Source organism: Paenibacillus xylanexedens, assembly GCF_007680605.1.
Classification (GTDB): Bacteria; Bacillota; Bacilli; order Paenibacillales; family Paenibacillaceae; genus Paenibacillus; species Paenibacillus xylanexedens_B.
The window spans coordinates 1-25,940 of the sequence record NZ_VEIO01000004.1; the positions used below are offsets into that span (position 1 = coordinate 1).

General features: G+C 45.6%; 27 protein-coding genes and 1 riboswitch. Of the genes, 7 read left to right on the plus strand and 20 right to left on the minus strand.

All coding sequences use genetic code 11. From position 1 onward, the window contains the following. Positions 1-433: 433 nt before the first annotated feature. The gene (locus tag FS818_RS19450) at positions 434-1,657 is read right to left on the minus strand and encodes a TraB/GumN family protein (RefSeq protein ID WP_145333858.1); all 1,224 of its coding nucleotides are present in this window, start codon (positions 1,655-1,657) and stop codon (positions 434-436) included. Positions 1,658-1,857: 200 nt separating this feature from the next. Beyond that, a complete protein-coding gene (locus tag FS818_RS19455; RefSeq protein WP_260989920.1) occupies positions 1,858-3,021 on the minus strand; it encodes a DUF421 domain-containing protein in 1,164 nt (387 codons plus the stop codon). 130 nt (positions 3,022-3,151) lie between these two features. On the opposite strand from FS818_RS19455, the gene FS818_RS19460 reads away from it, so the two are divergent. Together FS818_RS19460 and FS818_RS19465 are read left to right on the plus strand one after the other, a co-directional pair. Continuing rightward, on the plus strand, positions 3,152-3,622 hold the full coding sequence (locus tag FS818_RS19460) for a MarR family transcriptional regulator (RefSeq protein WP_145333860.1): 471 nt from the start codon (positions 3,152-3,154) through the stop codon (positions 3,620-3,622). Between the two features lie 150 nt (positions 3,623-3,772). Further along, positions 3,773-5,191 carry an MDR family MFS transporter gene (locus FS818_RS19465; protein ID WP_145333862.1) on the plus strand — a complete coding sequence of 473 codons (1,419 nt, stop codon included), beginning with the start codon at positions 3,773-3,775 and terminating at the stop codon, positions 5,189-5,191. Between the two features lie 458 nt (positions 5,192-5,649). Here the strand turns inward: FS818_RS19465 and FS818_RS19470 are convergent, their stop codons facing one another. The 5 genes from FS818_RS19470 to FS818_RS19490 all read right to left on the minus strand — a co-directional run bounded on the left by FS818_RS19470 (position 5,650) and on the right by FS818_RS19490 (position 10,021). Further along, positions 5,650-6,948 (minus strand): ABC transporter permease, encoded by a 1,299-nt coding sequence (locus FS818_RS19470; protein ID WP_145333864.1) that lies wholly within the window; start codon positions 6,946-6,948, stop codon positions 5,650-5,652. Next, the gene (locus FS818_RS19475) at positions 6,941-7,843 is read right to left on the minus strand and encodes an ABC transporter ATP-binding protein (RefSeq protein WP_145333866.1); all 903 of its coding nucleotides are present in this window, start codon (positions 7,841-7,843) and stop codon (positions 6,941-6,943) included. Before FS818_RS19475 ends, FS818_RS19470 begins: the two co-directional genes overlap by 8 nt. Before the next feature lie 21 nt (positions 7,844-7,864). Then, positions 7,865-8,767, minus strand: a complete 903-nt coding sequence (locus tag FS818_RS19480) for an ATP-binding cassette domain-containing protein (protein ID WP_186375553.1) — start codon at positions 8,765-8,767, stop codon at positions 7,865-7,867. A 12-nt stretch (positions 8,768-8,779) separates the two neighbouring features. Further along, positions 8,780-9,169, minus strand: a complete 390-nt coding sequence (locus FS818_RS19485; RefSeq protein WP_090919013.1) for a GntR family transcriptional regulator — start codon at positions 9,167-9,169, stop codon at positions 8,780-8,782. A gap of 93 nt (positions 9,170-9,262) precedes the next feature. Then, positions 9,263-10,021: a hypothetical protein gene (locus tag FS818_RS19490; protein WP_145333868.1), complete on the minus strand. Its 759-nt coding sequence runs from the start codon at positions 10,019-10,021 to the stop codon at positions 9,263-9,265. Positions 10,022-10,203: 182 nt separating this feature from the next. Here FS818_RS19490 and FS818_RS19495 point away from each other — a divergent pair, with 182 nt between their 5' ends. After that, positions 10,204-10,563 carry a hypothetical protein gene (locus FS818_RS19495; protein ID WP_145333870.1) on the plus strand — a complete coding sequence of 120 codons (360 nt, stop codon included), beginning with the start codon at positions 10,204-10,206 and terminating at the stop codon, positions 10,561-10,563. 140 nt (positions 10,564-10,703) lie between these two features. Here FS818_RS19495 and FS818_RS19500 read toward each other — a convergent pair whose 3' ends face one another. The 9 genes from FS818_RS19500 to FS818_RS19540 form a co-directional block, all read right to left on the minus strand. Further along, entirely contained in the window at positions 10,704-11,075 is a 372-nt protein-coding gene (locus FS818_RS19500) for a hypothetical protein (protein ID WP_090918546.1), read from the minus strand. A 79-nt stretch (positions 11,076-11,154) separates the two neighbouring features. Beyond that, positions 11,155-11,619 (minus strand): DUF420 domain-containing protein, encoded by a 465-nt coding sequence (locus FS818_RS19505; protein ID WP_145333872.1) that lies wholly within the window; start codon positions 11,617-11,619, stop codon positions 11,155-11,157. Positions 11,620-11,651: 32 nt separating this feature from the next. Then, positions 11,652-12,584, minus strand: a complete 933-nt coding sequence (gene ctaG / locus FS818_RS19510; protein ID WP_145333874.1) for a cytochrome c oxidase assembly factor CtaG — start codon at positions 12,582-12,584, stop codon at positions 11,652-11,654. 170 nt (positions 12,585-12,754) lie between these two features. Further along, a complete protein-coding gene (locus FS818_RS19515; RefSeq protein WP_090918552.1) occupies positions 12,755-13,075 on the minus strand; it encodes a cytochrome C oxidase subunit IV family protein in 321 nt (106 codons plus the stop codon). Between the two features lie 3 nt (positions 13,076-13,078). After that, entirely contained in the window at positions 13,079-13,705 is a 627-nt protein-coding gene (locus FS818_RS19520; protein WP_145333876.1) for a cytochrome c oxidase subunit 3, read from the minus strand. After that, entirely contained in the window at positions 13,702-15,552 is a 1,851-nt protein-coding gene (gene ctaD, locus FS818_RS19525) for a cytochrome c oxidase subunit I (protein WP_397351799.1), read from the minus strand. Before ctaD ends, FS818_RS19520 begins: the two co-directional genes overlap by 4 nt. Before the next feature lie 71 nt (positions 15,553-15,623). Then, positions 15,624-16,676: a cytochrome c oxidase subunit II gene (gene coxB / locus FS818_RS19530; RefSeq protein WP_145333880.1), complete on the minus strand. Its 1,053-nt coding sequence runs from the start codon at positions 16,674-16,676 to the stop codon at positions 15,624-15,626. A 565-nt stretch (positions 16,677-17,241) separates the two neighbouring features. After that, entirely contained in the window at positions 17,242-17,997 is a 756-nt protein-coding gene (gene map, locus FS818_RS19535) for a type I methionyl aminopeptidase (RefSeq protein ID WP_145333882.1), read from the minus strand. A 206-nt stretch (positions 17,998-18,203) separates the two neighbouring features. Continuing rightward, positions 18,204-18,392: a hypothetical protein gene (locus tag FS818_RS19540; RefSeq protein WP_017690840.1), complete on the minus strand. Its 189-nt coding sequence runs from the start codon at positions 18,390-18,392 to the stop codon at positions 18,204-18,206. Positions 18,393-18,787: 395 nt separating this feature from the next. On the opposite strand from FS818_RS19540, the gene FS818_RS19545 reads away from it, so the two are divergent. Together FS818_RS19545 and FS818_RS19550 are read left to right on the plus strand one after the other, a co-directional pair. After that, positions 18,788-19,060 carry a transposase gene (locus FS818_RS19545; protein WP_145333884.1) on the plus strand — a complete coding sequence of 91 codons (273 nt, stop codon included), beginning with the start codon at positions 18,788-18,790 and terminating at the stop codon, positions 19,058-19,060. A 71-nt stretch (positions 19,061-19,131) separates the two neighbouring features. After that, the gene (locus tag FS818_RS19550) at positions 19,132-19,470 is read left to right on the plus strand and encodes a DUF4870 domain-containing protein (protein ID WP_123067295.1); all 339 of its coding nucleotides are present in this window, start codon (positions 19,132-19,134) and stop codon (positions 19,468-19,470) included. Positions 19,471-19,731: 261 nt separating this feature from the next. On the opposite strand, the gene FS818_RS19555 is transcribed toward FS818_RS19550, so the two are convergent. Further along, on the minus strand, positions 19,732-21,093 hold the full coding sequence (locus FS818_RS19555) for a nucleobase:cation symporter-2 family protein (protein WP_145333886.1): 1,362 nt from the start codon (positions 21,091-21,093) through the stop codon (positions 19,732-19,734). A 1-nt stretch (position 21,094) separates the two neighbouring features. Further along, a complete protein-coding gene (locus tag FS818_RS19560) occupies positions 21,095-21,682 on the minus strand; it encodes a xanthine phosphoribosyltransferase (RefSeq protein WP_090918567.1) in 588 nt (195 codons plus the stop codon). Between the two features lie 234 nt (positions 21,683-21,916). Next, positions 21,917-22,016: riboswitch (purine riboswitch) on the minus strand. Positions 22,017-22,285: 269 nt separating this feature from the next. Between FS818_RS19560 and mscL the strand changes: the two genes are divergently transcribed. Beyond that, entirely contained in the window at positions 22,286-22,780 is a 495-nt protein-coding gene (gene mscL / locus FS818_RS19565) for a large conductance mechanosensitive channel protein MscL (protein ID WP_145333888.1), read from the plus strand. Positions 22,781-23,063: 283 nt separating this feature from the next. Here mscL and FS818_RS19570 read toward each other — a convergent pair whose 3' ends face one another. Further along, positions 23,064-23,366 (minus strand): hypothetical protein, encoded by a 303-nt coding sequence (locus FS818_RS19570; RefSeq protein WP_090918571.1) that lies wholly within the window; start codon positions 23,364-23,366, stop codon positions 23,064-23,066. A 79-nt stretch (positions 23,367-23,445) separates the two neighbouring features. Between FS818_RS19570 and FS818_RS19575 the strand changes: the two genes are divergently transcribed. Then, positions 23,446-24,243: an NUDIX hydrolase gene (locus tag FS818_RS19575; protein ID WP_260989921.1), complete on the plus strand. Its 798-nt coding sequence runs from the start codon at positions 23,446-23,448 to the stop codon at positions 24,241-24,243. An 870-nt stretch (positions 24,244-25,113) separates the two neighbouring features. On the opposite strand, the gene FS818_RS19580 is transcribed toward FS818_RS19575, so the two are convergent. Continuing rightward, positions 25,114-25,917: a TrmB family transcriptional regulator gene (locus tag FS818_RS19580; protein WP_145333890.1), complete on the minus strand. Its 804-nt coding sequence runs from the start codon at positions 25,915-25,917 to the stop codon at positions 25,114-25,116. Positions 25,918-25,940 lie beyond the last annotated feature (23 nt).

Sequence of the window (25,940 nt, forward strand, 5' to 3'; positions counted from 1 at the left end):
CGTTTCAGCAACTCTTATATAATATCATGTCCGAACCAACTTTGCAAGCTCTTTTTTTCAAGTTTCTTTCGAAGCTTGTTTTCATTGGCTTGCCGCACCGTGTAAACCGTGTTTTCTTGGCCGGAATTAGAATATACCACATATAAGTACCACATGTAAAGCATTATTTATTAAATTGAATGATCCACTCTTCCCCAATGAATTATTCCCACAAGGATTAACACAGTCTATCAGCACCCTAATCTACAACATCTATAACTATTCCTATTTATCATTAGATATGAAGACACTTATTATAGAAAGAAGCCCTCTCAGACCAAACGTCTGGAAGGGCTCAATTACACTCCTTTTATAAAAGCAAATAAAGGTTATCAGATAGAGTAAACCATTAGATAGAGTAAACCATTAGATACCTCACCCATCTGCATTCACCTTACTTACGCTCTACCTTATATCCCTTATCCTCTAGCAACTTCACGATCCCGTGATCCCCTAAATAGTGCGCCGCACCAACAACGATAAAGTACTCTTCGCCTTTCCCGTTTTTCAAGTAACCATCGATCTTGTCGGCCATACCAATATTACGGTCTACCAACATAGCTTTGTTATACTCTTCATCATCGGAGAAGGTGTTGGTCAACTCCAGCAGTTGCTCGTCGTTACCTGTTTTCCACATCTCAGCCATCTGATTCGCGGACTTGTCCAGTACATCGAAGTTGTCGATTGTGGAACGCAGTGTTTTTTCCTGTAATTCTTTTGAGAAATTATCGAACATCCCTAATTGAGACTGGTAGGATTCAAGTTCAATGACAGGGATTTTACGCTCAATCGCTTTTTGAATAAAATACAAATCTACACCCGACGCTGCTTCCAGTCCAGCTGATGACATCTTCAAACTTCCCAGTGTAGTTTCCACCACCCAAGGCTTAAATGCATCCAGCGCGTTAGGCTCTAATCCCTTCTTCTTCAAAATCTCACCAAGCTTGCTGTATGTCTCACTGGAGACATGATCCTTCAACGTTGTACCATCCTGATATGAACCCATACTTAAAACCAGCTTCTGTTGTTCTTCGTCTGCCGCTTTACTCAGATCTATTTCTACACCAAGATAGTCAGCTTCAGCAAACGCCTCTTCAAATTCAGGACGCAACGGGTAAAAACTCTTGTCTGCCACATGCATCGACCCTACCAGATATACGGTATTGCCGTTGCTTTGCACTTCCCACATAAAGCCGCGTCCACCGTTTTGAGCCGTTTCGACTGTGCCGTCGCTTTTGGATACCAGCAACACGGTTCTTGTAGCCTTATCCCAGCGAACCTCATATCCTGCAGCATCGCCAACGATACGAATCGGCGCGTAAGTAACACCATTGATGCGAACAAGTTTGCTTTTCAGCGTAATGGTCTTGCCATGAACGATTGCCGTGATACTGTCATCGGTTGTACCCGCCAGTTTAGCATCAAGTGCATTCAGCGTTGTACGGAGTGGAACGAAAGTCGTTCCTTTTTCAACAATAGGTGCACCCGCATTGTATGTAACAGCTTTATTATCGATTTTAACAGCTGTGTCTTGTGGAGCAGCCAGTGCCGGAACTGCTGATGCGAGCAATCCTACTGAGACGGTAAGAGATAAGAGTACGTGTTTCCATTGCTTCATATAGTATGTGTTTCCCTTCTTCTTCTAATTTCTACACTTTTGATGTAGACAAAGATCAACGAGGTAACTTTCACTTTCTATATTACGTTCTAATGCGAATCTCGTTTCGGAAAATTTTCCAGATATTCATAGATTACTATGATCTATAAAAAGAACCCTGGCTTTAGCCAGGGTTCGAAATGGTTTTGTTATGTACCTTTTCACGACAGATTTGTTTTTTGATAAGCATGCATTGCCGTTTGAAATTGGTCTAAAGCCTCCTGATATTTAAGACGATCTTTGTCATTCAATGCAAGTTGCTTTCGCATGATTAAATCATCCTGCAGTCGTTGTACCAGGTCTTTAATCTGATCATTTGGATTTGAATTGGCTGGTTTGGGCAAAGCCTCCGTTCCGGTCTGCACGGTCAATTCTCCTTTACTATCCACCTGACCGATTGAAACTTGGCTTAATGTCAGGTCTAGCTTACGCAGTTCTTTTTTGACCCAATCCTCACTCACTCCAGCAGACTTTAAAGTTTCAGGCAGAATGTGACCATCCATAATAATCGTACGAGGTTCCTTTTCCGAAGAAAGACGATATCCCAGCATGTCTGCGGTGAGCGGTTGATATTCCTTTTTTAATAACACACTGATATCTCCGCTCTGTTCCATTACCGCAAATTCCACATCAGCCACCCGAAAAACATCTTTCTTACGAAGCTGCTCCAGAAACTCATCCATCGTCAGCCGTTCCTTCTTCAGATTTTTTTGAATCACAGCTCCATTTTCAACAAGGATCGTTGATTTTCCATCCACAATATCGCGGAACTTTTTACTTTTCATCGTTAAATACTCCGCTCCTGCGGAGACAGAGACCCACACCAACACAGCAAGAAAACCCAAATACCAGCTTGTGTCGGTATCCAGAGAAATATATCCTACCAGGTTCCCCAAAGTAATACCCGTTATATATTCAAACAAGGAAAGTTCAGAAATCTGCCGCTTACCTAAGATTTTGGTGATGAGAAACAGCATAGTTACCGCAGAAAATGTTCTAATAATAACCTCTAACCAATCAGGCACGTCGCATGCTCCTTTCCGGGTGAAGTCATATTTCTCGGATGACATGACTTCATTATTAAAGGTTATAATTAACATGCGCGTCAGATTATATGCATTGAAATGTTCAGTTTCTTGGCTATCTGATAGACACCATTCACTTCTGATCCTCTCAATCTCCACTATAATTTGCTTTGCTCCATCCAATGGCACACTATGGGCTCTAACTATTGCAATTCTATCGAATTCCCTAATTAAAGTGTATTTTAAAAAGATATCAGGATAGCTAGCAAATCGTGCTCGCTTTAATTCATTTGATTTCATCTTATAAAAGGTTATAGTTTATCGTAGGAGATAAACGTTGTCAGTGATATTAATTCACGTACTACTATGTATGATGGTGCTTCTATGTTCTGTCTCACTTTATCTTATTACTCATATGGGGTGACCAACCATGAACAAGCAAGAACAGGTTATGCTGAATTTCAGGGACTTATTCAACAAGTTAGTCTGGATTAATAAATCGAAAATGGAAAGCAGTCTTCAAGGGTACAAGCCTTCTGAAGTCCATTGCATTGAATTTATAGAGAAAAATGTAGATTCCAATGTAACCAAGCTGGCGGAGTCCATGTATATGACCAAGGGAGCTATAAGTAAATTAACAAAGAAACTTATTGAAAAAGGCCTGATCGAAGATTATCAGAAAGCGAATAACAAGAAAGAGGTCTTTTTTAGACTCACCCAGCAAGGCAGAGTCGTATTCGACATTCACGAGAAACTGCATAAAGAGTTTCAGGAAAGAGACGAATCTGTATTCGATCATGTAACGGAAGAGCAGTTCGATCACATGCTGAACTTCATTGAGCTGTACAGCAAACATTTGGACACTGAAATAAAGAAACAAGGTTTGGATATAATGAAGTGATACAACTATAAATTAAGAATAAAACCAAGAGCAACCTTCTCTAAAGAGACACGGATGCTTTTTTTAAACCCTTTTTATTGTTGACAAGGAAACTAAATAAGGATAGACTTTTGGTTGACAAGGAAACAATATTGATTAGAGGAGTTTACTATGCGTACAAACAAAGTAAAAGAAACAGGAATACCTAAACACATCCTGATTACCGCTTGGGCCATTGCTCTTGGAGCAATCGTTCCCATGTTGGATTCTACAATGGTGAATATCGCTGTAAGTCAACTCACAAAAGATTTTCATACCACATTAAGCACCATTCAATGGGCCATTACAGGATATATTTTAGCCCTTGCGATTGCGGTTCCGGTATCGGGTTGGCTTATGAATCAATTTAATGGCAAGAAGGTCTTCATTGGAGCCGTCATTGCTTTTGGAGTAATTTCTATACTAATCGGTGTTAGCCGGGATATATCCAGTTTTATCTTCTTCCGTTTGCTTCAGGGATTTAGCGCCGGAGTCATTACCACTCTCATGTTCACCCTCTTGGTTAAGACAACCGGACAAGAGTACTTAGGCAGAGTCATGGCGATCGTAAGCACTCCTATGATCTTTGGTCCTATTTTGGGACCTATCATCGGAGGGTTTATCGTTCAAGTCGCATCTTGGCCATGGATCTTCTTCATTAACGTGTTCATTGTAATCATTACCGCTCCTTTAATGATGAGAAAGATTCCAGACTACGAGCCTTTTAACAAAGAGAGCAAGCTTGATCTTTTCGGAATAATCTTTTTATCCATTATGAGTGCGGCTTTCATTTATGGAATTACCAAAGCAACGGATTACGCCACTTTCAACAATCATGAAACCATCTTGTGGATGGGGATTGGCCTTGCTTCGGCTCTCATTTATCTCGTTTATAATCGTATCAAAATGAATCAAACCGTTCTGCCTATGAATTTGTTCGCCCATAAGAACTTTGCAGCCTCAAGTGCCGGGCTATTCCTCGCAAATATCGCCATCATGGGTCCGATGTTAATACTCCCTTTGTTCTTTCAAACCTTTCGACACTTCACAGCCATCGAAACAGCAGTTGCACTCATTCCTCAAGGCATTGGTATGCTGATCGCTCGGCCTTTCATTGGAAAAATGATCGACCGCATTGGTGCAAAATATGTGCTTATCGTCAGTCTTGTTCTTTCACTTATCGGATCTATTCCATTTATCTTCATCACGGATCATACAAGCATGATTTGGATTTCGGTTATTTTATTCATTCGTGGCGCCAGCGTTGGGGGCATTAGTCTTCCATTAATGAGTGAAGCATACACCGGGCTTGACAGTAAGCAGCTTCCAGAGGCAGGGGTTGGGATAAATATCATTGAAAACCTTGGTTCGAGCTTCGGCTCAGCCATTATTGCGACGGCTGTTGCAACAGTTATACAAGGCTTGCATCCAACCATTGCAAATCAATTGCAGGCGTACCATATCGGTTTTCTTGTAGCCGCGATCATTCTGGCACTGATCTTGATCCCCGGCCTGTTTCTTACGAATAAAAAGAAGGTGCACCCATTTTAGAGTAGCACCCGCCATAGGAGAAAAAGAAGAGGGCTGCGGCCATCTTTGCTAAACTTTGAGAAAATCCATCACTACTCATCCAAGATGAATTACTGAATATAATGGCAATGAGCAACATCGAGAGAATCCAAATTCGGAACCAAAGCGGCTCACTCCTAAATTGTCTGTACATCCATCGTAATCTGTCCATTTAGCATCGGCTCCTCGAATGTGTGCCCTGGAACTCATGGCTACCCTATCTTTTATCCGAAAAAGGAATCATGGCCACCTGAACATCAGGAGGCCATGATCTACTTTTTACGTGAAACATCTTCTCATACATTCGTTCGTTAATTAAAACTTAAACACGGTCTGTTGCCATAATTAAATGAGAGAAACACATAATATCTGTCATCTTCGTGTTTGTTGCTACTTCAGCTGCTGTGTTGCTTGCTTGCTTCGTGTTGTCGTTCAAAATATTAAATCTTGTACGCCTTCATCGCTTTGAACAATTCTTTAAAGGTCGGACGTTTGCCGTACATCAGTACGCCGGTGCGATAGATTTTAGCTGCAAGCCAGCCAAAGACCAGAATGGATACGGCCAGAATGGCAAGAGACGTTAGAATCTCCCAGGTCGGTGCAACGCCTGCCCCGATCCGTACAAGGATCGCTGTCGGTGACGTGAACGGAATGAAGCTTGCGACTTTGAGCAATAAAATATTCGGTGCAGAGATGCTGAAGATTGCAATATAGAATGATACCAGGGACAGCATCGTGATTGGCAGAACTGCCTGCCCCAGCTCTTCCGTACGGCTGACCATTGAACCAACGGCTGCGAACAGCACTGCGTACAGGAAGTAACCCAGGATATAGAAGATCAGTCCATAGACAATCACAGCGATATTAATGTCGCTAACACTCAAATTGAAATCATCCAGTACTGCGCGGTTGTGCGGTAATAGAATATTTCCCGCGATAACTGCTCCGAAGATGCCGATCTGTAACATGCCTACCATGAAGATACCGATGATTTTACCAAACATTTGACTGAGTGGAGATACACTCGTAATCAAAATTTCCATAATTCTTGAGCTTTTCTCAGCGGTAATCTCGGAAGCAATCATATTACCTGTCATCATCGTAGATGTGAACAGCAAGATGATTAACAAGTACACGACGATATAGTTGATTGGGCTCATTGATTTTTCAGCACCAGCTCCAGCCTCACCATCATCGGCGCTTAGACTCTCCGCGGTCAGCTTGACAGGTGTCGTAATCAACGCCTTCTGTTCAGGTGTCAGTACATCCTTGACTACGACATCCAGCTTCACAGTTTGCAGAGCAGATTCAATAGCCGTAGTGACCTGAGGTGAAATGTCATCTGTGGAATATAAAACAGGCTTCGGAAACTCCTGTCCTGCTACCGTTTCAAGTTTCAAATAACCATCGATCAGGCCTGCCTTCGCATCTTCCTGTAATGCGGCTTCATCCTTATCCCCACTCACGATGAAACGATACGCCTGATTTCCCTGAGCAGACGAGAAGTCTTCCAGCTTCTGTGCTACGTCCTGCTGTTCCGTTGTCAGAAGACCGATGTTGACAGGATTTTTACCGGAAGCTCCGCCGCCCATTGGTCCGCCGTTGAATAAAGTAATGAAATATGGAACATTGAGTCCAATCGAAATTAAAAGTGCAAGTACAATGGTAGTAACCATAAATGACTTTGTTTTTACTTTGTTTTTGAACGTGAAACCTGTAATTGTGCCCATTTTATTCATTCGACTCACCTACCTCACGAATAAAGATTTGGTTAAGCGTTGGTTCCTTGATCTCAAAATGCTCCACGGTGGTCTGTGCCATCGCCGTTTTTAAAATCTCCTGTGCCGCCGCAACCTCACTGACCTGGATCTGATATCCACGTTCATTTTGCTCCACTCGTTTCACACCTGCCAGTTGCTCAAGTCCTTCCACCTGTCCAAGAGTACTGAGGTAAACTTGTTCACGCGGGTAACGGCTCTTAATCTCTTTAATCTCGCCCTGCACTACCGTATTAGAACGATGAAGTATTGTGATCTGACGACACAACTCCTCGACATGTTCCATCCGGTGTGTAGAGAACAAAATGGCTGTACCTTCATCACGCAATTCTTTAACCGTTGATTTAAGCAACTCTACGTTAACCGGATCGAGTCCACTAAACGCTTCATCCAGAATGAGAATCTGCGGTCTATGTACCACCGCGGCTATAAAGCCCATTTTCTGCTGGTTTCCTTTGGATAATTCCTCAATCTTTTTATCGTAATACTCTGGCACTTCGAATCGCTTCAACCAGTACTTCAGACTCTCATCCGCATCTTTGGCGTTCATTCCACGGAGGCGTGCCAGATAATTGATCTGTTCACTCACTTTTACCTTCGGGTACAATCCGCGTTCTTCGGGCAAATATCCCATAATCTGTTGCAGCTCTGTATTATAAGGCTTGCCGTTGTACAAAATGTTACCGCCATCCGGGTGAATCAAGCCCAGCACCATGCGCATCGTTGTCGTTTTACCGGCGCCATTGGCTCCGAGCAATCCGTAAATCTCGCCCTCTTTTACATTAAGCGTAACTCCATTGACAGCTGTCTTGTCTGCGTACTGTTTGACGACTTGCTTTAGTTCCAATCGGTTCATTCAGAATCGTCTCCCTTCGGTTTATCTCCACTGTACGGGTGCATACCCGGCAATCCAATATTCAAGCACTTCTCCCAGTTCCAAATTGCGAATTTTGAGCACCCGGTGATTGGATAACGCCAACCTCTCCTGCGCTTCACTCACACGGGTTGTAATGACACGAATCAGACCATTCTCTTCCTGAAAAGATTCCACCACCCCCGGAATACTCTCAGGTCGCAAATCCCCTTCATACCAGATTTCCTTCCACTGCTCCAGCACAAGGTCTTTCTCCGCCATCCCCAGAACCTGCCCGCGGTGCATCAGCACGATGAAATCTGCCAGTCTCTTCACTTCATCCGCAATATGTGTAGCTATGAGAATGGTCGTGTCTCCACCTTCCATGTAATTGCGGAACTGATCAACCATCACCTTCCAGGCAAAAGGATCAAGACCGGACGAAGGTTCATCCAGAAGAAGCAGTTTAGGACGACTAGCAAGTGCTGCGGCAATCTCGAACTTCCTTCGTTCTCCCTTGGACATCTTGGTCAGCTTCACATCACTCGGCACTTCCATGTCTGTCATAAGCTGCTTGAACAGCTTCATATCCCACCTCGGGTACCAATGTGATCTGAAATCGGCTGCCTCCTGAGGCGTCATCCGATTCTCTTCAATACCGCTGTTATCTGCCACAAAGCCAATCTGTTGTCTCAGCTCAATCGGAAGTATCCCCGAATGCTTCTCCTGTCCAAACCACATGATCTCTCCGCTATCCGGTAGTACAATTTGTTGCAGCATATTAAGCAGTGTACTTTTGCCAGAGCCGTTATGCCCCAGAATGGCAACAACATATCCTTCCGGAATCGTGAGATCAATCGGCCCAATAACCCTGCGTTTACGCATCTTGGATACACCATTTAATTGAACGGCTATGGGTTCCACCATACCTTCCCCTCCTTACTTTGAATAATTTGCTCTTAAGGCTTCCCGGAACAAAACTTCCATTTCCTCTTCTGTACACCCCACAGCTTTGCCCGACTGCACCGCAGCTTGCATCGCTTCCTCCGCAGCCTTCAGCCTGTAGTTCTCTCGTTCTCCTGCCTCAACCTGGGCCACAAATGTTCCTGTCCCCTGCTTCGTACGAAGCAAGCCTTCATTCTCCAGATCCTGATAGACCCGTCTAACCGTAATCACACTGCAATTCAGTGCGCCGGCAAATTCACGAATGGACGGCAAATGTGTCCCCTCCCCCAATTGACCCGTTATAATTAACGACCTTAATTGGTTCTCAATCTGGTGATACAAAGGTTCAGCGCTATTCTCATTTATTTGAATGGGTATCTTCACATCTTGCACCTCGCCCTCCGGTACACTTCATCACTTGCCTGAACGTGCCGGTCTCATCCTTTATTCTTTTTATTATTTCATTTCAGTTGCCTTCTAGCTCAAATCTCTCAGGGCAAGCTTCTTCATCGTCAATCGACCGAACCCCCATAACACTGCCAATCCCGCAACCAACGCAGTCCACATGATCGGGGAAATCATGCCCCATAATTTACTGTAGTGAATAACATACCAGAATCCGTAATTACCCGAGAGACGGATCAGAACAGATATCATAACGGCTATCGGCAAGAACATAAAACTGAGCAGCAAATATTTTTTACCACTAAAGAGAAACTCTCCATAAATGTACAATCCTGTAATCAGAAGCCCATATCCTGTACAACTTAGCGCAAAGGCCAGATACTCATCCCATGTGAAGCCTACCGTGTGCAACCTGACAACATATAACGATCCGTAGAAAAAGAATCCATTGTACGCAAATGCAATCAGAGCTTGCTGTAGTCTTGACCACATTACCGTTTCATTCTGAATCGGGAGCCTTCGGTAATAGGCCAGCATCTGTGTATAGGAATCCTCCTGTATGTAGCGGAAGGAACGTCTGCTGAAGAGAAACCCTTGAAACGGTAGCATGATTAAGAAAAATGCATCTACCACCGGATTAATAAAATCACTCTGCTGCTGTCCAATCAATAACACTCCGCTCATGCTACCTGTGTATATCATGAACACGGCAGACCATAACCACTGGAGCTTATCCTTCCTATACTCGTTACGGGTCAGCCACCACGCTTGCTTCCATGCATCCATATCTATGCCTGCCTTTCGACTGTCTTTCATCATTCTTGTTGTCATACTATACTGTATTCTTGCTGTGCTTAACTGTATCTACTGTGTATATCAATATACACAGTATACAGACCTATCGCATGTCCCGTCAACCCCTTTTTTCCTGAATCAGGAAAGCAGGATAGGAAAAGAATCCATTCTGCGATAAAATAAACACAGCAATTTTAGCCGAGAGGAATGATCACCCTATGGGATGGCTTATTGAACCTATACTTGTTTTTGGTTTTATCCTTGCGATGATCTGGCTCATCATTCGAAGTGAGCCAGATCGGGTTAAGAGCAAAAGTGACAGCAAAAGGCATTCCAGACAGTCCAGACAGCATCATCATTCGTCTGGCTCGGCTACGTCTTCTTCTATGATGACCTCTGACTTTTCGACAGACTCTCATCCCAGGCCCACTCACGACCACCGACTCCATCACGATCACAAACTTCACGATACGGATTCTTCTTCGGGCTCTCATCATCATTCGAGCAGTGATCACGGAAGCAGTGACAGCGGTGGGGATAGTGGCGGAGGTGGAGATAGCGGTGGCGGCGGAGACTAACAATACCTGCTCTACCTTATTAAAAAAAAGAGCTGTACCCCACACTGTGAGTCAATCACAGAAGGGCACAGCTCTTTATCTTTTTCTTTTTCTTTATCTTTTTCTTTTCCGGTCACCTGATAGCAGAAGAGGCTCATGTCTTACACGAGGTTGTAGCCTGTTGGCAAGCTGCGGTTTCTACGGATGGCGCGAATCTCAGCCAGAGTGAGACGTTGATTGGTGGAGATCAACGACTCTACATCTTCGCCGCGGATCAAGTCATCCAAATCTCTCAGATTGGTGTTTCCGCGATAGACACGGAAGCCTCCCTGGAAGTTTGGCCGTGTAAACAGCACAAGCGTTGCATTCGAACTCGTTGAAAAGAAGCGCAGGCTCTCAACCCCGTCCAAAATATTGTCCAGGTTGCGAAGTCCAGTATTACCACGATAAATACGGCTTCTTCCTCTGTAGTTCTCTTCGGAATACACGGTAAGACGAGGATACGTCTGACTGATGCTGACTGTTTTTTTCATTTGGTTCCCCCCTCTCAAACTCATTCTATGAATGAATAAGAGAGATGGCATGGACTAATCATCTGCGAGATTCATCCATTTAAGTGCCGAGGATAACTTCCCATACCGGACTTGTGTGTCCCCCAGGATAGAGCAGATATAACAACACATATACCACCGTACCTGTCAGTGCAGAGCCAAACCAGATGATGGAGGTAAATTTCCCCCAGCGGCGATGTTTTCCAAAATTCTTTTTGAAGCCAAGTACCAGTGTCGAGATACCAAATACAGCGGCAACGGTAGCCAGAATAATATGAAAGATCAGAAAGATGCGGTAAAAGATCTCCATATCCGGGTCTCCGCCCCAAGCCGTGTTGCCTACAAATACGGTGCGGGACATGTAGATTACAAAAAAGATCAGAGCCGCGATCGCTCCCGCTACCATGGCAGACTGGTGTGCCTCACGTTTGCCGCGAATAATTAAAGCCCAGCCAATCGCCACAAGTATCGCACTAAGCACAATGAACGAAGTACTGATTGTAGGTAGCCAAAAATACATATCCATCGTGTGTTCCCCCTTTTGTCGTCACATTACACTCACGATTTGGCGGCCGGATTGAGCGGCCCCTGCTCCTTACCACCACCAGCAGGCGAGAGATCATCATCCTCTTCCTGCCTCTCTTTCCGGTACCATTGAGAAAACACATAGGCCAGCATGGAGACAAAGATGCCCTCCTGAATAAATTTCATGAGAATACCACCCACCTGCTGATCCTCCTTCGTAGAAGACAGGACATTAAAGAACGCCGGCCCTCCGAATGAACGAAGAATTGCCGAGGAGTCGCCAGATACGCAATACCTCATCGCTTCAGCCCATATGGCCGGGTTGCTATACGTCTGATACAGCGGTTCGGAAGCAAAAATAATTAATCCACATGCAGGCGTTAACAGCACCATGTTCAAAAAGATAAATCCAACCTTTGACAAGCCTGAAGCTTGTCTACCCTCTGGCAGAGGGTTAAGTAAAGTCCACCACATCAGCATGGATGTGATAAAAAGTACGATATAATACAACCGGTGAACGGTAAAATTCAACATGACATAATCATGCACAACGGGCAGATGATACAAGGAAAACAGTCCGTTGAACAACACCGCCGCTACAATGGGATGCGCCAGGAAGGAAAGCTGGCGGTTAGGCAACCAGCGCACAATACCGCGCCATACCCAAGTCGGCAAACCTTTCATCATCAATGGCGGAGCAACAAGATAGGATAATGCCATGCTCACCATGTGGAAGCTGAACATCACATGACCCAGTAGATTGAAGGGTCCCGCTTGTGCCAGATATAGAGCGAATAGACCTGCGAGAAACATGACCTTCTGTCCGGTAGTTGCCGGCTCTGCACCCCGTACTTTCTCGCTGAACGGACCCACTAATACGAGATAGGCTGCCGCAATAATCAAAAATAAAGCAAGAATAAGCGGACTCCATAAGTCGTCAAAACTAAAATATTGCAACCCGAGCATACGGGAAACCTCCCCGTGACCTGTTTTGGTGAACATTTATTTCACTTACCACGATTTCATACTTTCTTGATGAATCCTGGAACGATCCAGAGATTGTTAAACCTCCATCATTCATCATTCACTCGTATAAAAGGGGAAAAGACGGCGGCAATACGCCGCCGCCATCTCTCTTACCACCACACCCAGAAGAGGGCCATAATAATACATGTAAAGGCTACGAAAAATCCAAAGGCCATAAATAGTATTGGCATCAAGTGGCCTTTGTCCTTCAAGTGCATCCAGTAACCAAGCTGTACAAATACCTGCAGAATGGCCATGACAACCATAATAATAATGGTGAAGGTTGTGTTAACCCCTCCGGCGGCGGCGGCGGCAAAGGCAATCAACGTGAGTATAATGGAGAAAATAAACACGACGACATGCTTCGAAGGCCCTTCCGCACGGTGACGGTGCTTCACCGGCTGTTGATCACTTTGATCCTGAGCGGACATGTGTTACCCCACCTTTCCGAGCAGGTACACGACCGTAAAGATGAACACCCACACAACGTCGATGAAGTGCCAGTACATGGCTGAGACATAGACTTTCGGTGCGGTTACGACCGTTAATCCTTTTTTGAACAGTTGCCCGATAATGATTCCGATCCATACAATACCGAACGCTACGTGGGCTCCGTGGAACCCGACCAACGTGTAGAATGCCGAACTGAAGGCACTCGTGGTCATGCCGAACTCTTTATGTTTCACGTACTCGTAGAACTCGTAAATCTCCAGACCAAGGAATCCCAGGCCTAGAACAACCGTGATCCCCAGCCACCAAGCCAGTGAATTTCGGTTCCCCTTGTGCATCGCCTGAATGGCGAATACACTCGTCAAGCTGCTGACCAAGAGGATGAACGTTGCTGCTGCCACAAGCGGCAGATGAAACAGTTCATTCGCTGTAGGTCCATCATTGGTCTGCCCGCGGAGTGCCAGGAAGGTCGCGAAGAGTGTACCAAACAGCACCGTCTCACCGCCAAGGAACAGCCAGAAGCCAATCAGCTTGTTGCGTCCTTCCAGCGTTGCCTTCTCTGGTTCATGCGGCAGTTTGCCGTTTACCGGCTCGGCATGTGAGGTTGTCATGTTCTCGCCCCCTTCTCGTCCTGATCCTCGGGTTCAATGTGCCAGCCGTGATCGTCATATAATGAGCGCAGTGCCATCGCACCAAATGTAATGAGAAGACCGATAATAAGCACAATATAATTATTGAAGATGATATTCATGAATTCCAATTCGAATGTGTCTTTACTGAACATCAGTCCAAGGCCGGCGATAAAAATACCTACCGACATCACAAACGGCAACGGTGTAGCAGATGGCATATGAATGGAACCTACCGGCTCCGCCGGAGTCATCTCCTTGTTGCCTGCCATCTTCTCTTTCCAATATGCATCGATACCACGTACCAGTGGTGTTTGTTTGAAGTTGTACTCTGGCGGCGGCGATGGAATCGTCCACTCCAGTGTACGACCATCTTCCCACGGATCGTTTGGTGCATCGATTGGTTTCTTCGTCGTGATGACGATGTTCACCAGGAATATAATGACCCCTACGCCCATGAGGAATGCCCCGATGGAGCTAACCAGGTTAAGCAGGTCAAAATCCTGATTCGGCAAGTATGTAACAATCCGGCGTTGCATCCCCATCAGACCGAGGAAATGCTGTACGAAGAAGGTCAACTGGAACCCGATCATAAATGTCCAGAATGTCCACTTCCCGAGTGACTCACTTAGAATACGACCAAACATCTTCGGCCACCAGTAATGAAGTCCGGAGAATAATCCGAGAACCAGTCCGCCCACAATAACATAGTGGAAGTGAGCTACGACAAAGTACGTGTCATGGAACTGGAAGTCTGCCGGGGCAGAAGCCAGCATGACACCGGTAACCCCACCCATAACGAAGGTTGGTACAAATCCGACAGCAAAGAGATTGGCCGCCGTAAAGCGAATCTGTCCACCCCACATCGTAAAGAGCCAGTTGAAGATTTTGATCCCTGTCGGTACAGCAATCAGCATCGTTGAGATCGAGAATAACGCGTTAGCCACGTTACCCAGACCTGTCGTAAACATGTGATGCGCCCATACCATGAAGCCCAGGAAGGCAATCAGAATGGTTGCAAATACCATAGAGCTATATCCAAACAACCGCTTACGCGAGAAGGTTGGAATAACCTCCGAGATAATGCCGAATGCCGGCAAGATCAGGATGTAAACTTCCGGGTGTCCGAAAATCCAGAAGATATGTTGCCAGAGCACGGGGTTACCGCCACCTGCAACATCGAAGAAATTCGCACCGAGAATACGGTCAAACGTCAATAATACAAGGCCTACCGTGATGGCAGGAAAAGCAAACAGGATAATTGCTGATGTAATAAACGTGGTCCAGGTAAACATCGGCATCCGCATATAGGACATGCCTGGCGCACGCATGGTGATAATGGTAGCCAGGAAGTTAATCCCCCCGATAAGTGTACCCAGACCGGCGATCTGAAGACCGATCGTATAGAAGTCTACACCGTGTGTTCCGCTATACTCCGAACCGGAGAGAGGTGTATATGATGTCCAGCCTGCATCCGGCGCGCCTCCCATCACCCAGCTCAGATTGAGCAACAAACCACCGAACAAAAATGTCCAGAAGCCTAGAGCGTTAACAAAAGGGAACGCTACGTCACGTGCCCCGATCTGCAAAGGGACTACCGCATTCATAATGGCAAAAATAATCGGCATGACGCCAAGGAAAATCATCGTAGTTCCATGCATCGTAATCAATTCATTAAACACTTGCGCCGATACAAAATCGTTCATCGGCTTCATCAATTGAATCCGGATCAAAATGGCTTCTATACCGCCAATGCCGAAGAAAAGTCCGCCTGCAATCAAGTAAAGAACGGCGATTTTTTTGTGATCGACGGTGGTGATCCAGTCCATCAAGCCCTTGTACCGCTTGACGCTATGCGCATGAGCCAAGGTTGTGTACCCCCTTCTTCATCCTTGCTGTTCTATTCGTAGTCCAATTTGTAATTGGCCAAATATTCGGCAATTCCGTCGATTTCTTCATCCGTCAGTCCCAGACTCTTCGGACTTGGCATCGTATTGCCCGGCTTCACAGCTTGTGGATCATGAAGCCACTCTTTCATGTTATCCAGTACCGGTTTACCTTCTTCCTGACCTTCCCGCTGATTCAGCAAAATACCTGCAACGGATTCCTTACCTCCGATACCTGTAAGGTTCGGTGCAACAGGTCCGCCCTGATCGCCAACAGCGTGGCAAGACAGGCAGTTCGTTTTGAATTTCTCAGCAAGCTGTGTGTCCTCAGGAAGAACAGCTGGCGCTTTCATCGCGTTAACCCAGCGGTCAAAGGACTCCTGGCTAACAGCCTTAACTTTGAATTCCATGAAAGCATGAGATCTACCGCATAACTCGGCACATTTACCACGGTAAACGCCTTCATTTGGAGCAGAGAAGCTGAATTTGTTCAGTGTTCCATCCGGGTTTGTGTCCATTTTGCCCGCAAGTGACGGCACCCAGAAGGAATGAAGCACGTCCGCGGTTTTCAATTCGAATGCAATTTTCTTTCCGGTCGGGATGATGAGGTCTTGAGCGGTGGTTATGTCATACTGAGGATAAGTGAATTCCCACCAATACTGATGTGAGGTTACCTGGACCTTAACTGCGTTTTTGTCATTCGTCAGATCTTCACCATGGGCAAAAATCGTCTGCACTGTTGGTACAGCCAAAATAATGACCAGCAGAAGTGGAATGGCTGTCCATATTACTTCCAGCTTGAAGTTTCCTTCAACCTGCTCAGGCATTTCGGTCTGCCCTGCTCGTCTGCGAAACCTGATCAGGACATAGGCAGCAATCGCAAATACAATGATGAGCACCACGATCATAATCGCAATAGACAGCTTCATCAGATCTAATTGGTCTTGTGCCACAGGACCCTGAGGTTTCATTGCCGACAAGTCTTCCCGCCCGCATGCGGATAGCAGCAAAGAGAACACCGCCAGCAAGGGGAGAATTCGCTTTGCAACCTGCCACTGTTTCATCATTGATCTACCCCACTTTTTTACGTTTTCGTAGATTACGTTGTCGTCGGTACAAAGCCAACACATGTACGTTTCAGCACGATACACATAATCCTCTTCATCATATAGGATGCTTACAAAAATAACGCTTCCAGTACTCCCGTCATTTCCTGTCCAGGGCATGTCTGCGCATTCTTCCAATTCATTCTATATGCTTCAATCACTTATTAAATATAAGTTGAGGGTATGATTTTGTCAATCTTTGGACACATGTTCACAAATTGTTCACTTTATGTATAAAACCGCATCACAACTTGGTTTGCAAACGATTTCACTTAAAAGTATTACAATTAACCGCTGAAAAATTTTGCCAAATTTCGGTGATGATATCAGATTTCTTGGCGACTTTTATCACAATAAAAACATGCAATATTATGCAAAAAGATTTTTCGCCTTTTCAGGAAACGATTACCACACCAACTGGAAATGGACGATTCTGCCCCATGGACCTTCGAGTCGATATTTGCATGGAGCATTCACGCCAGCTTTACAGCATTACGATCATTCAATATAGATTGAAAATTTTCGTTTAAGTTCCATCCGTTAGAATCAACGGCCCATCCTTGGTAATGGCTACGGTATGTTCATACTGCACGCCCCAGCTTTCATCCAGCGTTCGGACTGTCCAGCCATCCTCATCCCATACCACGGCCCCGGAGCTACCCTTCGTGAATATGGGTTCAATGGTTATGACCATGCCTTCGGCAAGCATCATTCCTGTTTTTCGTTTTCCATAAGGCAGTACATTCGGTGGCTCGTGGATATATTGCCCTATGCCGTGGCCGATAAGCGGTTTGACGATCCCGTATCGGTATAACCGTGCCGTTCGTTCAATCGCGCTCCCAATATCTCCAAGTGTATTGCCGGGAACGGCCTGTGCGATCGCCTTATATAGCGCTTTTTCCGTACGTTTCATAAGCCGGCGAATAGATCTGCTCGGTTCATCTATAGCATATGTCCAGGCCGAATCAGCAAGCCAGCCGTCTTTATTCACTACCATATCAATCGTTACGACATCTCCACTTGCAAGTGCCTGGCTTCCGGGAAACCCGTGACAAACCACTTCATTGACGGAAGCACATGTAGCGTAAGGATACCCTTTATACCCTTTCTGCTCAGGTGTGGCTCCATGATCCGCGAGGAAAGCTTCGACAAGCTCGTTAATCTCCGCTGTTGTGGTACCCGGAACCATGTACCGTTCAATATGTTGATGGCATGCCTTTAATATCCGTCCCGCTTCCCGCATGTAGCCAATCTCTTCTCTGGTTTTCAATATAGGATCCACATGCCTTCATCCTTCCTGCTGTAGGTATACTTCCATATATATGCGGGAAATTCAGAACAAAGCCCCTAAAGTGACACCAAAATCCAAGATAATATAGATACATGCAAATTGACTCCACAAACGCAAAAAAAACCGTCTGCCGGAGCCAAGGCCCGAGAGACGGTTCTATTCATATTGGAACAGTATAATCAGAAGTTGGTGTTGTTTCAGGATACGGAAGAATCCATCTTGACAAGTTCATGCTCAACGACAGAAGTCAATTCTTCCTCATATCCACCCGTAATCCGGTATTTTCTCACATACTCCTTCACGAATTTTTTTGGATCTTTAGGACGGAAAATCCGAGTCATTTCCCTCAAACTTTCTTTGACCTCATTGTGACCTTTCGTTGCCATTGTAATTCCCTCCCAAAACGTTGAAAGTGAATGCTCCGTTTAGAGAACGCCGAATAAGTCTTAAATGCCATTCATGAAGTTGTGTGCGCGGCTTAAAGCAAGCTTTAGGTCGGGAACCTCGCCGAATAGCAAGTACCTGACACTATAAATACCCGATATGATTCAGGTTGAATCATAATCTTATTGTATCATATTCGGAACCTCGTTACGACTTGACGATTTTTCCTAATATATATAACGGTTTTGCTGCCCAAAAAGTTTAATTCCGAATCATATTTTATAAAACGTTTATTCTATACGGATTAATCTATCCAGCATAACCCCCAACTATTCGGGGGATATTATCTTGGATCACCAAATCAGTTAACTATATGGAACTAAAAGGAGGACCTGTTATGGAACGCAAAGAACAGGATATGTTGCCCCTTTCGCATGAAAAGGTTGAGGTCGACGGCGTATATATCAATGAAGCCGGGCAGGAAGAGCACCTTCACCGGGGGCAAGAGTTTCCTGCCGATCTCGTACTTGGCAAAACCGAATGGAAGCTGACAGAGTATGCATTTGATAATCATCACGAAGGAAAAACAGATGAGCGTCTGGTGCCCAAGGAAGATGATGAAGATAAAAAAGGGAAAATAACCAGCCCTCGCAGACAGATTCAAACTTAATCCATTCATCGGTTCAGTTCTGTCCACCTCCTACATAGCCTATATAAAAAGGACAAAGGAGGCTGGGCCGAATGTCTCCCATGAAATCGTCCAGCGGTCTGGATGAAAATATAGCCGGAATGTTGTGTTATTTATTCACGTTTGTAGGCGGCATCATCTTTCTAGCCGTGGAGAAGCGCAGCCGATTTGTGTTGTTCCATGCCCTTCAATCCGTGACGGTTTTCGGACTGATTATGGTTGGGCATGTATTGTCGACCTTTCTTCCACTGTTTGGTCCACTTGTAGCTTCACTGTTATCCCTGCTTGGTGTAATCGTATGGCTCCTGACCGTCGTTACAAGTCTGCAAGGAAAATGGCTGAAACTGCCTTGGGTTGGTGATTTTGCCGAAAAGCAGATGCGGCATCTTTAATATCGTATCGTGCAATAACAAGAAAACACCGAAACAATGGTTTGTGCTGAACCCATTGTTTCGGTGTTTCCTATGCGTAAATTATGTTAACTGTCCAACATAAAGGTTAACTTATACTCATCGCATTGATATTTTATAACGTGAATAATATATGAAATAAATCATTCATATCCTGAGTCAAAATACGTTATGCCATGAATGATTCATCATGTACGTTTTACATAATAACCCTTCTGACCAAGCATCAGAGTAAAAATACTTTTATGCAGTCTTGCTGTTCTCCTGAGCCATCTCATCTGTATGCTGTGCAGCCAATTCGGCGGCTGTTTCTTTACTGCCGAGTCCATTAAACAACAAATTCATAAAGATTGCTGTAAAGCTACCTGCAATAATGCCATTGCCCAGCATAATCTGAGCCCATGCTGGTGCACCTGCGAACAACTGAGGCACCACCGTTACCCCCAGCCCCATGCCAACAGAACAAGCAATGATGAACAGGTTCTCATGACGGTTCAGGTCCACCTGACTGCCAATGATGCGGATACCCGACGAAATCACCATACCGAACAATGCCACCATGGCACCGCCAAGCACTGAGCCAGGTACGAGCTGAGCCAGTGCAGCAATTTTCGGGACAAAGCCAATAACGATCAGCAAACCGCCTGCAACAACGATGACATCACGTGTCTTCACACGTGTCATCTGTACAAGCCCTACATTTTGCGAATACGTCGTATAAGGGAAAGAGTTAAAAATCCCCCCAAGCACGATAGCCAGACCCTCTGCACGATATCCACGCGCCAAATCCTTGGAAGTCAGATCCTTGTCCAACATTTTACCCAGCGCCATAAATACACCCGTAGATTCGGCCACACTGACAATCGCAACAAGAATCATCGTCAGAATAGGAACAATCTCAAAGGTCGGTCTTCCGAAATAAAACGGCTGAACCATATGGAACCAGCTTGCATCAAGAACAGGGGCAAATTTCACCTCACCCATGAAGCCAGCAGCCACCGTACCAACGAAAAGACCGATTAATACAGAGATGGAGCGTACAAAACCTGTAGTGAAACGGGTCATTAAAATAATGAAGATGAATACGCCGAAACCTAGCAACAGATGTACACCGCTACCGAAGTCTTCTGCATTCTGGCCCCCACCTAAATCGGTGAATGCAACAGGAATCAGGGTCAGACCAATAATGGTGACCACGGAACCTGTAACCACTGGCGGAAAGAGCCGAATGAGTTTGCCGAACAAACCGGAGAAAATGAGAACGAACAGACCGGAGGCAATAATGGCACCGTAAATGGCAGATACGCCGCTGCTCTTTCCGATCATAATCATCGGAGATACGGCCTGAAAGGCACAGCCCAGCATAACTGGCAGTCCAACGCCGAAATATTTATTGCCCCAGACCTGAAGCAGAGTGGCTACGCCGCAAGCCAGCAAGTCGATCGCAATCAAATAGGTAAGTTGCTCCTGTGTGAATCCAAGTGCGCTACTCACAATAAGCGGGACAATGACAGCTCCTGCATACATCGCAAGTACGTGTTGCAAGCCAAGTGAGAAGGTTTTGACCGGATGCCGGTGACGCTGAAAAATACGTTCGCGTGCCATATTAGTTCGTGCCCTCCTCATCTGCAAAGGTTACTTGTCCATCGGACAATGCACCGATGCGAACCAGGGATTCCACGCGGTAACCCGCTTCTTTCAACAGACGGCCTCCCGGCTGGAATGCTTTTTCAATCACAATCCCGATCCCTACGACTTCCGCACCTACCTGTTCTACAATGCGAGCCAGACCAAATGCGGCTTCGCCGTTCGCCAGAAAATCATCAATAATCAGCACACGGTCACCAGGGTTCATAAACTTTTTGGCAACAGTAATTTCATTCGTCTCCTGTTTGGTAAAGGAATACACTTTCTCCACCAAAATATCTTCCGTTAGAGTAAGTGACTTCTGCTTGCGGGCGAAGATGAGCGGAACGTTCAGTTCAAGTGCTGTCATAATGCCCGGCGCAATACCGGATGATTCAATCGTCAGCACACGTGTAATGTTCTCCCCTTCAAAACGGCGAATGAACTCTTTGCCAACTTCCTTCATCAACACCGGGTCCATCTGGTGGTTCAGGAATGAGTCTACTTTGAGTACCTGCTCGGACAGGACAATGCCTTCCTGTCTTACTTTGTCTTTTAGCAATTGCATCGTTTTTTCCTCCCAAATGCCCTCTACCGCCATGTACAGTCTGCTCCGCAATATCTCTCCCGTGTAAAAAACAAAAAGCCCGCCTGTCCACACCTGCGGCATGAACCGGAGACGGGAAAGACGGACTTGTTCCTGTACGGACACAAGCCGCTTGAACACTGCAAACGCCATAGGGTGAGGCTGAGGAAGCATACCTATGTATTTATTAGGTAGACCTGACTTAACCCACGCAGAGCGTAGAAGCATCCTTCCCGTAGTCCAATCATTCCGGTGATCGGGTAGAGACATGCAGGCCTATTCCTGCACATATACGAGTAACGGCTATTCAATTCATTTTGGCTTCACGATTCGTATCCATGTATAATTGCGAACCTGAATGTAAAAGTGTAATCTCACTAACAATGTTAGAAGTATACCGAATTGGCGGCTTGAAATAAAGAGGTATTTTCATGGAATTTGCGGAAACGATGTTTCTTTTGCATAATGGGGATGATTGATTTTCATTTTTTATGTACAATATGAGAACAAAAGCGTGTCCTTACAGGATTAATCCTTGGAGAAGGCGTGCTGAATCTATATTAGTCGTTAAAGGAGATTGTCACAATGAGAGGTATACTGAAAGAATTTAAGGAGTTTGCTGTTCGCGGCAACGTCATTGATCTGGCGGTCGGTGTAATTATCGGAGCTGCTTTTGGAAAAATCGTTACGTCCCTTGTGAATGATATCATCATGCCACCGGTTGGGAAACTGCTCGGCGGAATCGATTTCAGCCAAAAGATCATTAACCTTGACCCTGACGTAAAGACAGCCGGTGGACAAGACATCACAACACTGGCTCAAGCCAACGAAGCCGGTGCTACCGTCATCGCTTACGGTCAATTTATCAATGTGATGATTGATTTCATTATCGTGGCGTTCTGTATCTTCATGTTGGTTAAGGGCATTAACTATTTGAAGCGCAAAGAGCATGCCAAGCCTGAGCCGAAAAAAACAACGAAAGCCTGCAAGTACTGCCTGTCTGAAATTCCGGCTGCGGCTACTCGTTGTTCCCAATGCACTTCCCAGCTCGAGGCTGAAGGAAGCAACGCTCCGGCATAATGATTGGATTTATTATTGTGTAGAGCGAACAATTAAATAAAGCAAAACGCAGGTTTGGTTCTTGATACAGCGATGCCATCTAAGCCAATGTACGCTTATGTATTCATTATTGTTCTGCATCTATAGAGCATTTAAGCATACTCCTTCTTGTTTGATCGAAAACTTTTTTTATATGCATACGCATAGAAAGCACATCAAACCTGCAAATGTCCAGGTTCCACCTTAATGGTGGGACCTTTTTTTATTCATTGTGATTACTGTACGCCGGTCATGCGTCTCTTATTTAGAAACGTTTTGGCAGCAAGTGTTCCAGAATCGATTTGAGATCTTTGTCTTCCTTGTAGACCTCTTCCCCGGTATCCAGTTCAGTAACCCGAATGTATTCAAAATTGGCGCTGGCATCCGTCGGTTTAAACAGCAACTGTGCTTCGTCTTCCAAACGAACATGAAATCCCATGTCTTTAAACATCGTCGTAAGCTGACTCGTGGCCGGCTCCTGACCTTGCCCTACAAAGATAAGTCCCCTAAGCGCTTTACGCTCCTGAGGTTGCGGATAAATCACCTGAAAGTGTACAATGCATTCCATACAATCGTTCCCCTTTCGTTAAAAAAATAGTTTGTGAAATTTTGAACTTTAAATTCTGCTATATAAGGAGATACGTTTCATGACCCCAGAACGTTTCGACATTTATGACGATCAGCAAAAATGGATCGGTACAGCACCCCGTAACGAGGTTCATGCCAAAGGATATTGGCATCGTTCCTTTCATTGCTGGATCGTGCGTGACGAAGGCGACAAGCGCATGGTTCTGTTTCAGCGACGACGGGATATTAAAGATACTTTTCCCGGATATTACGATATCACAGCGGCAGGCCACCTCGTAGCCGGTGAACAGCTACAGGATGCACATCGTGAACTCGAGGAAGAGCTCGGTGTGCATACGTCATTCGATGCGTTGACTTATTTGTTTACGGCTACGCAACAGCTACAGGGTGAGGTACGTGGTGTTCCGTTTCTGGATCGGGAATTCAGCGCCGTCTATGGTCTGTGCCTGAACCAGCCACTGGAATCCTATGTTCTCCAGGCTAGCGAAGTGGATAGTCTCTATGAGGCACCACTGGATGACTTGCTCGCCCTGTTCCGCCAAGAGAAGGATGCCGTTCAGGCATTCGGTGTGCGTGCGCAACAACGGACATTCAAGGAAGAAGGCGAAGCGTTATCTATGTCACCACAGGATGGCACACCTTTATCCTCTTCCCCACGAACTGGTGAATTTATGTTTGATGGCACCCGAGAAGTCATGACGACAACGACTGATCTTTCGTGCAATCGTGGCGATTATAAGCCTTCCGCCAGCGCCGTACGTCTTGTGAGCGAAATACGTCTGGCGGATTTTGTGCCGCACGGCACCACCTATTATATCGACGTACTCGAAGCTTTGAAACGAGTTGCCGGAGTCTAACTTCATTTTTTCAAAAATAGCATCACTTCATACCTTTAACCAGTACCTAGACCAATCAATACCTCTTATATTCCAGTAACATCATCCTCTAGGTATTCCAGAAGCATTCTTTTACTATCAACCGGATGGCAAACCAATGCTGTAACAAGCATCACTGCATTTTGGTTCTGAATTGTATTTTTGTACTCACGAACCTCCTAAAGCGAATGTGCACGAGCTTGGGCTCAGAAAAATTCTAACGATCACAGGGAACGTTATTTGCCCCATTATGAGATGTCGTGAAATGTAACGATCACCAGAGACGTTATTTAGGCGAAAATGGCTTCAATTGCGCTAAAAAGGTGGTTATTGGACGAAATAGCGTTCCTGAGGATCGTTAGAATCTGAAAGAGGTGGATTTCGCCAAAATAAGGCTTGTGGTGATCGTTAGCACTCAACGCTCAACCATAACCTTCCGAGTATGTGATAGAAAAGAGGCTGGAAGGTGTCGTGCTTTGCTCTACCTTAAGGTTCCGATGACGCATCATTCGTCGCATGAGCAAAGCAGAATTTAAGGATAATTGACCGAGGATAACAGTTAAGGCAGGACCACAGTTACGCGCGATAACAGTTACAAGAGGATGGCCACGGTTGAGTTGACACAAAATAACAAAAAAAAGGACGAAGTCACAGTGAACATCCATTCACGCCTCGTCCTTTTGCTATTTTTTTCAGCTGCTACTTTAGTTTTAATCAAACTTGCACTTGTTCTCATACTTGTCATCCGCTACATGTTTACTTTTTCAGCTGTTACTGTTTTTACTTTGTCATCCCGTTCTTGTTCTTACGTACGAGTCTCCCGTAAGAGTTCTTCTCTTACTGCACTAACTGTCACTTCTCACTCTCCGGCGCAGGGGTAGACCAGTACCGTTCTGCAATGTCTGCGTACCGACGTCCGTAGCGATCCTCCAACTCCTCACCCATATCCTGCTCCAGTTCATACAGCACCAGTTCTTGTGCAAAATGATTCAGTAGCAATCCGGTCATTACCGGATGTGCCGTGACCACGGCCTGCGTCGGGCATGACTCCCCACGCATGCCCAGCATGCACCAACGGCGATCTACAACGAGCGAGAACTTACGCCCGGTATCCATGCCATGTGACGGCAATCCCGGCAAAGGAAGTGGCTGATCCACCATACCTTCCCCACCTTCACAGGACCACAATAAGCGCACCCCACGAGCCTCAGCCTGCTGCAAATCCTCTCGCAGCAATTCTGCTTCCTCGCGCCACACATCCACCACAATCTCGTGCTGTGCTGCGGCAAGTTCACGACTCAGATTCTCCAGAACATTTTTGTCGCCTTCGACATTGTAAAATACAGGTTTCTCCGGTTCGCTCTTCGGCATACTTCGCTCGACGTAATCCAGAGAAGTGTGCATCTGATCCGAGATCATGCGTGTCATCTCTTCCGGTTTCAACATGCTGTACTTCGCAGGTTCTCCCGGACTGCACCGGAGAAATCCTCTGGATTCCAGTCGTTGCAAGGTCGCATATACATTGGAACGGGACACGCCCAGCCGTTTGGCTACCTCATATCCAGACGCTGATCCCTGGCGGGCTAATTCCACCATAATTTTAGATTCCATCTCGGTGAACCCGAGATGACGTAGATGATGCAGCAGTTGGTCCATATTTCTGTCCCCCCATGCTGTCA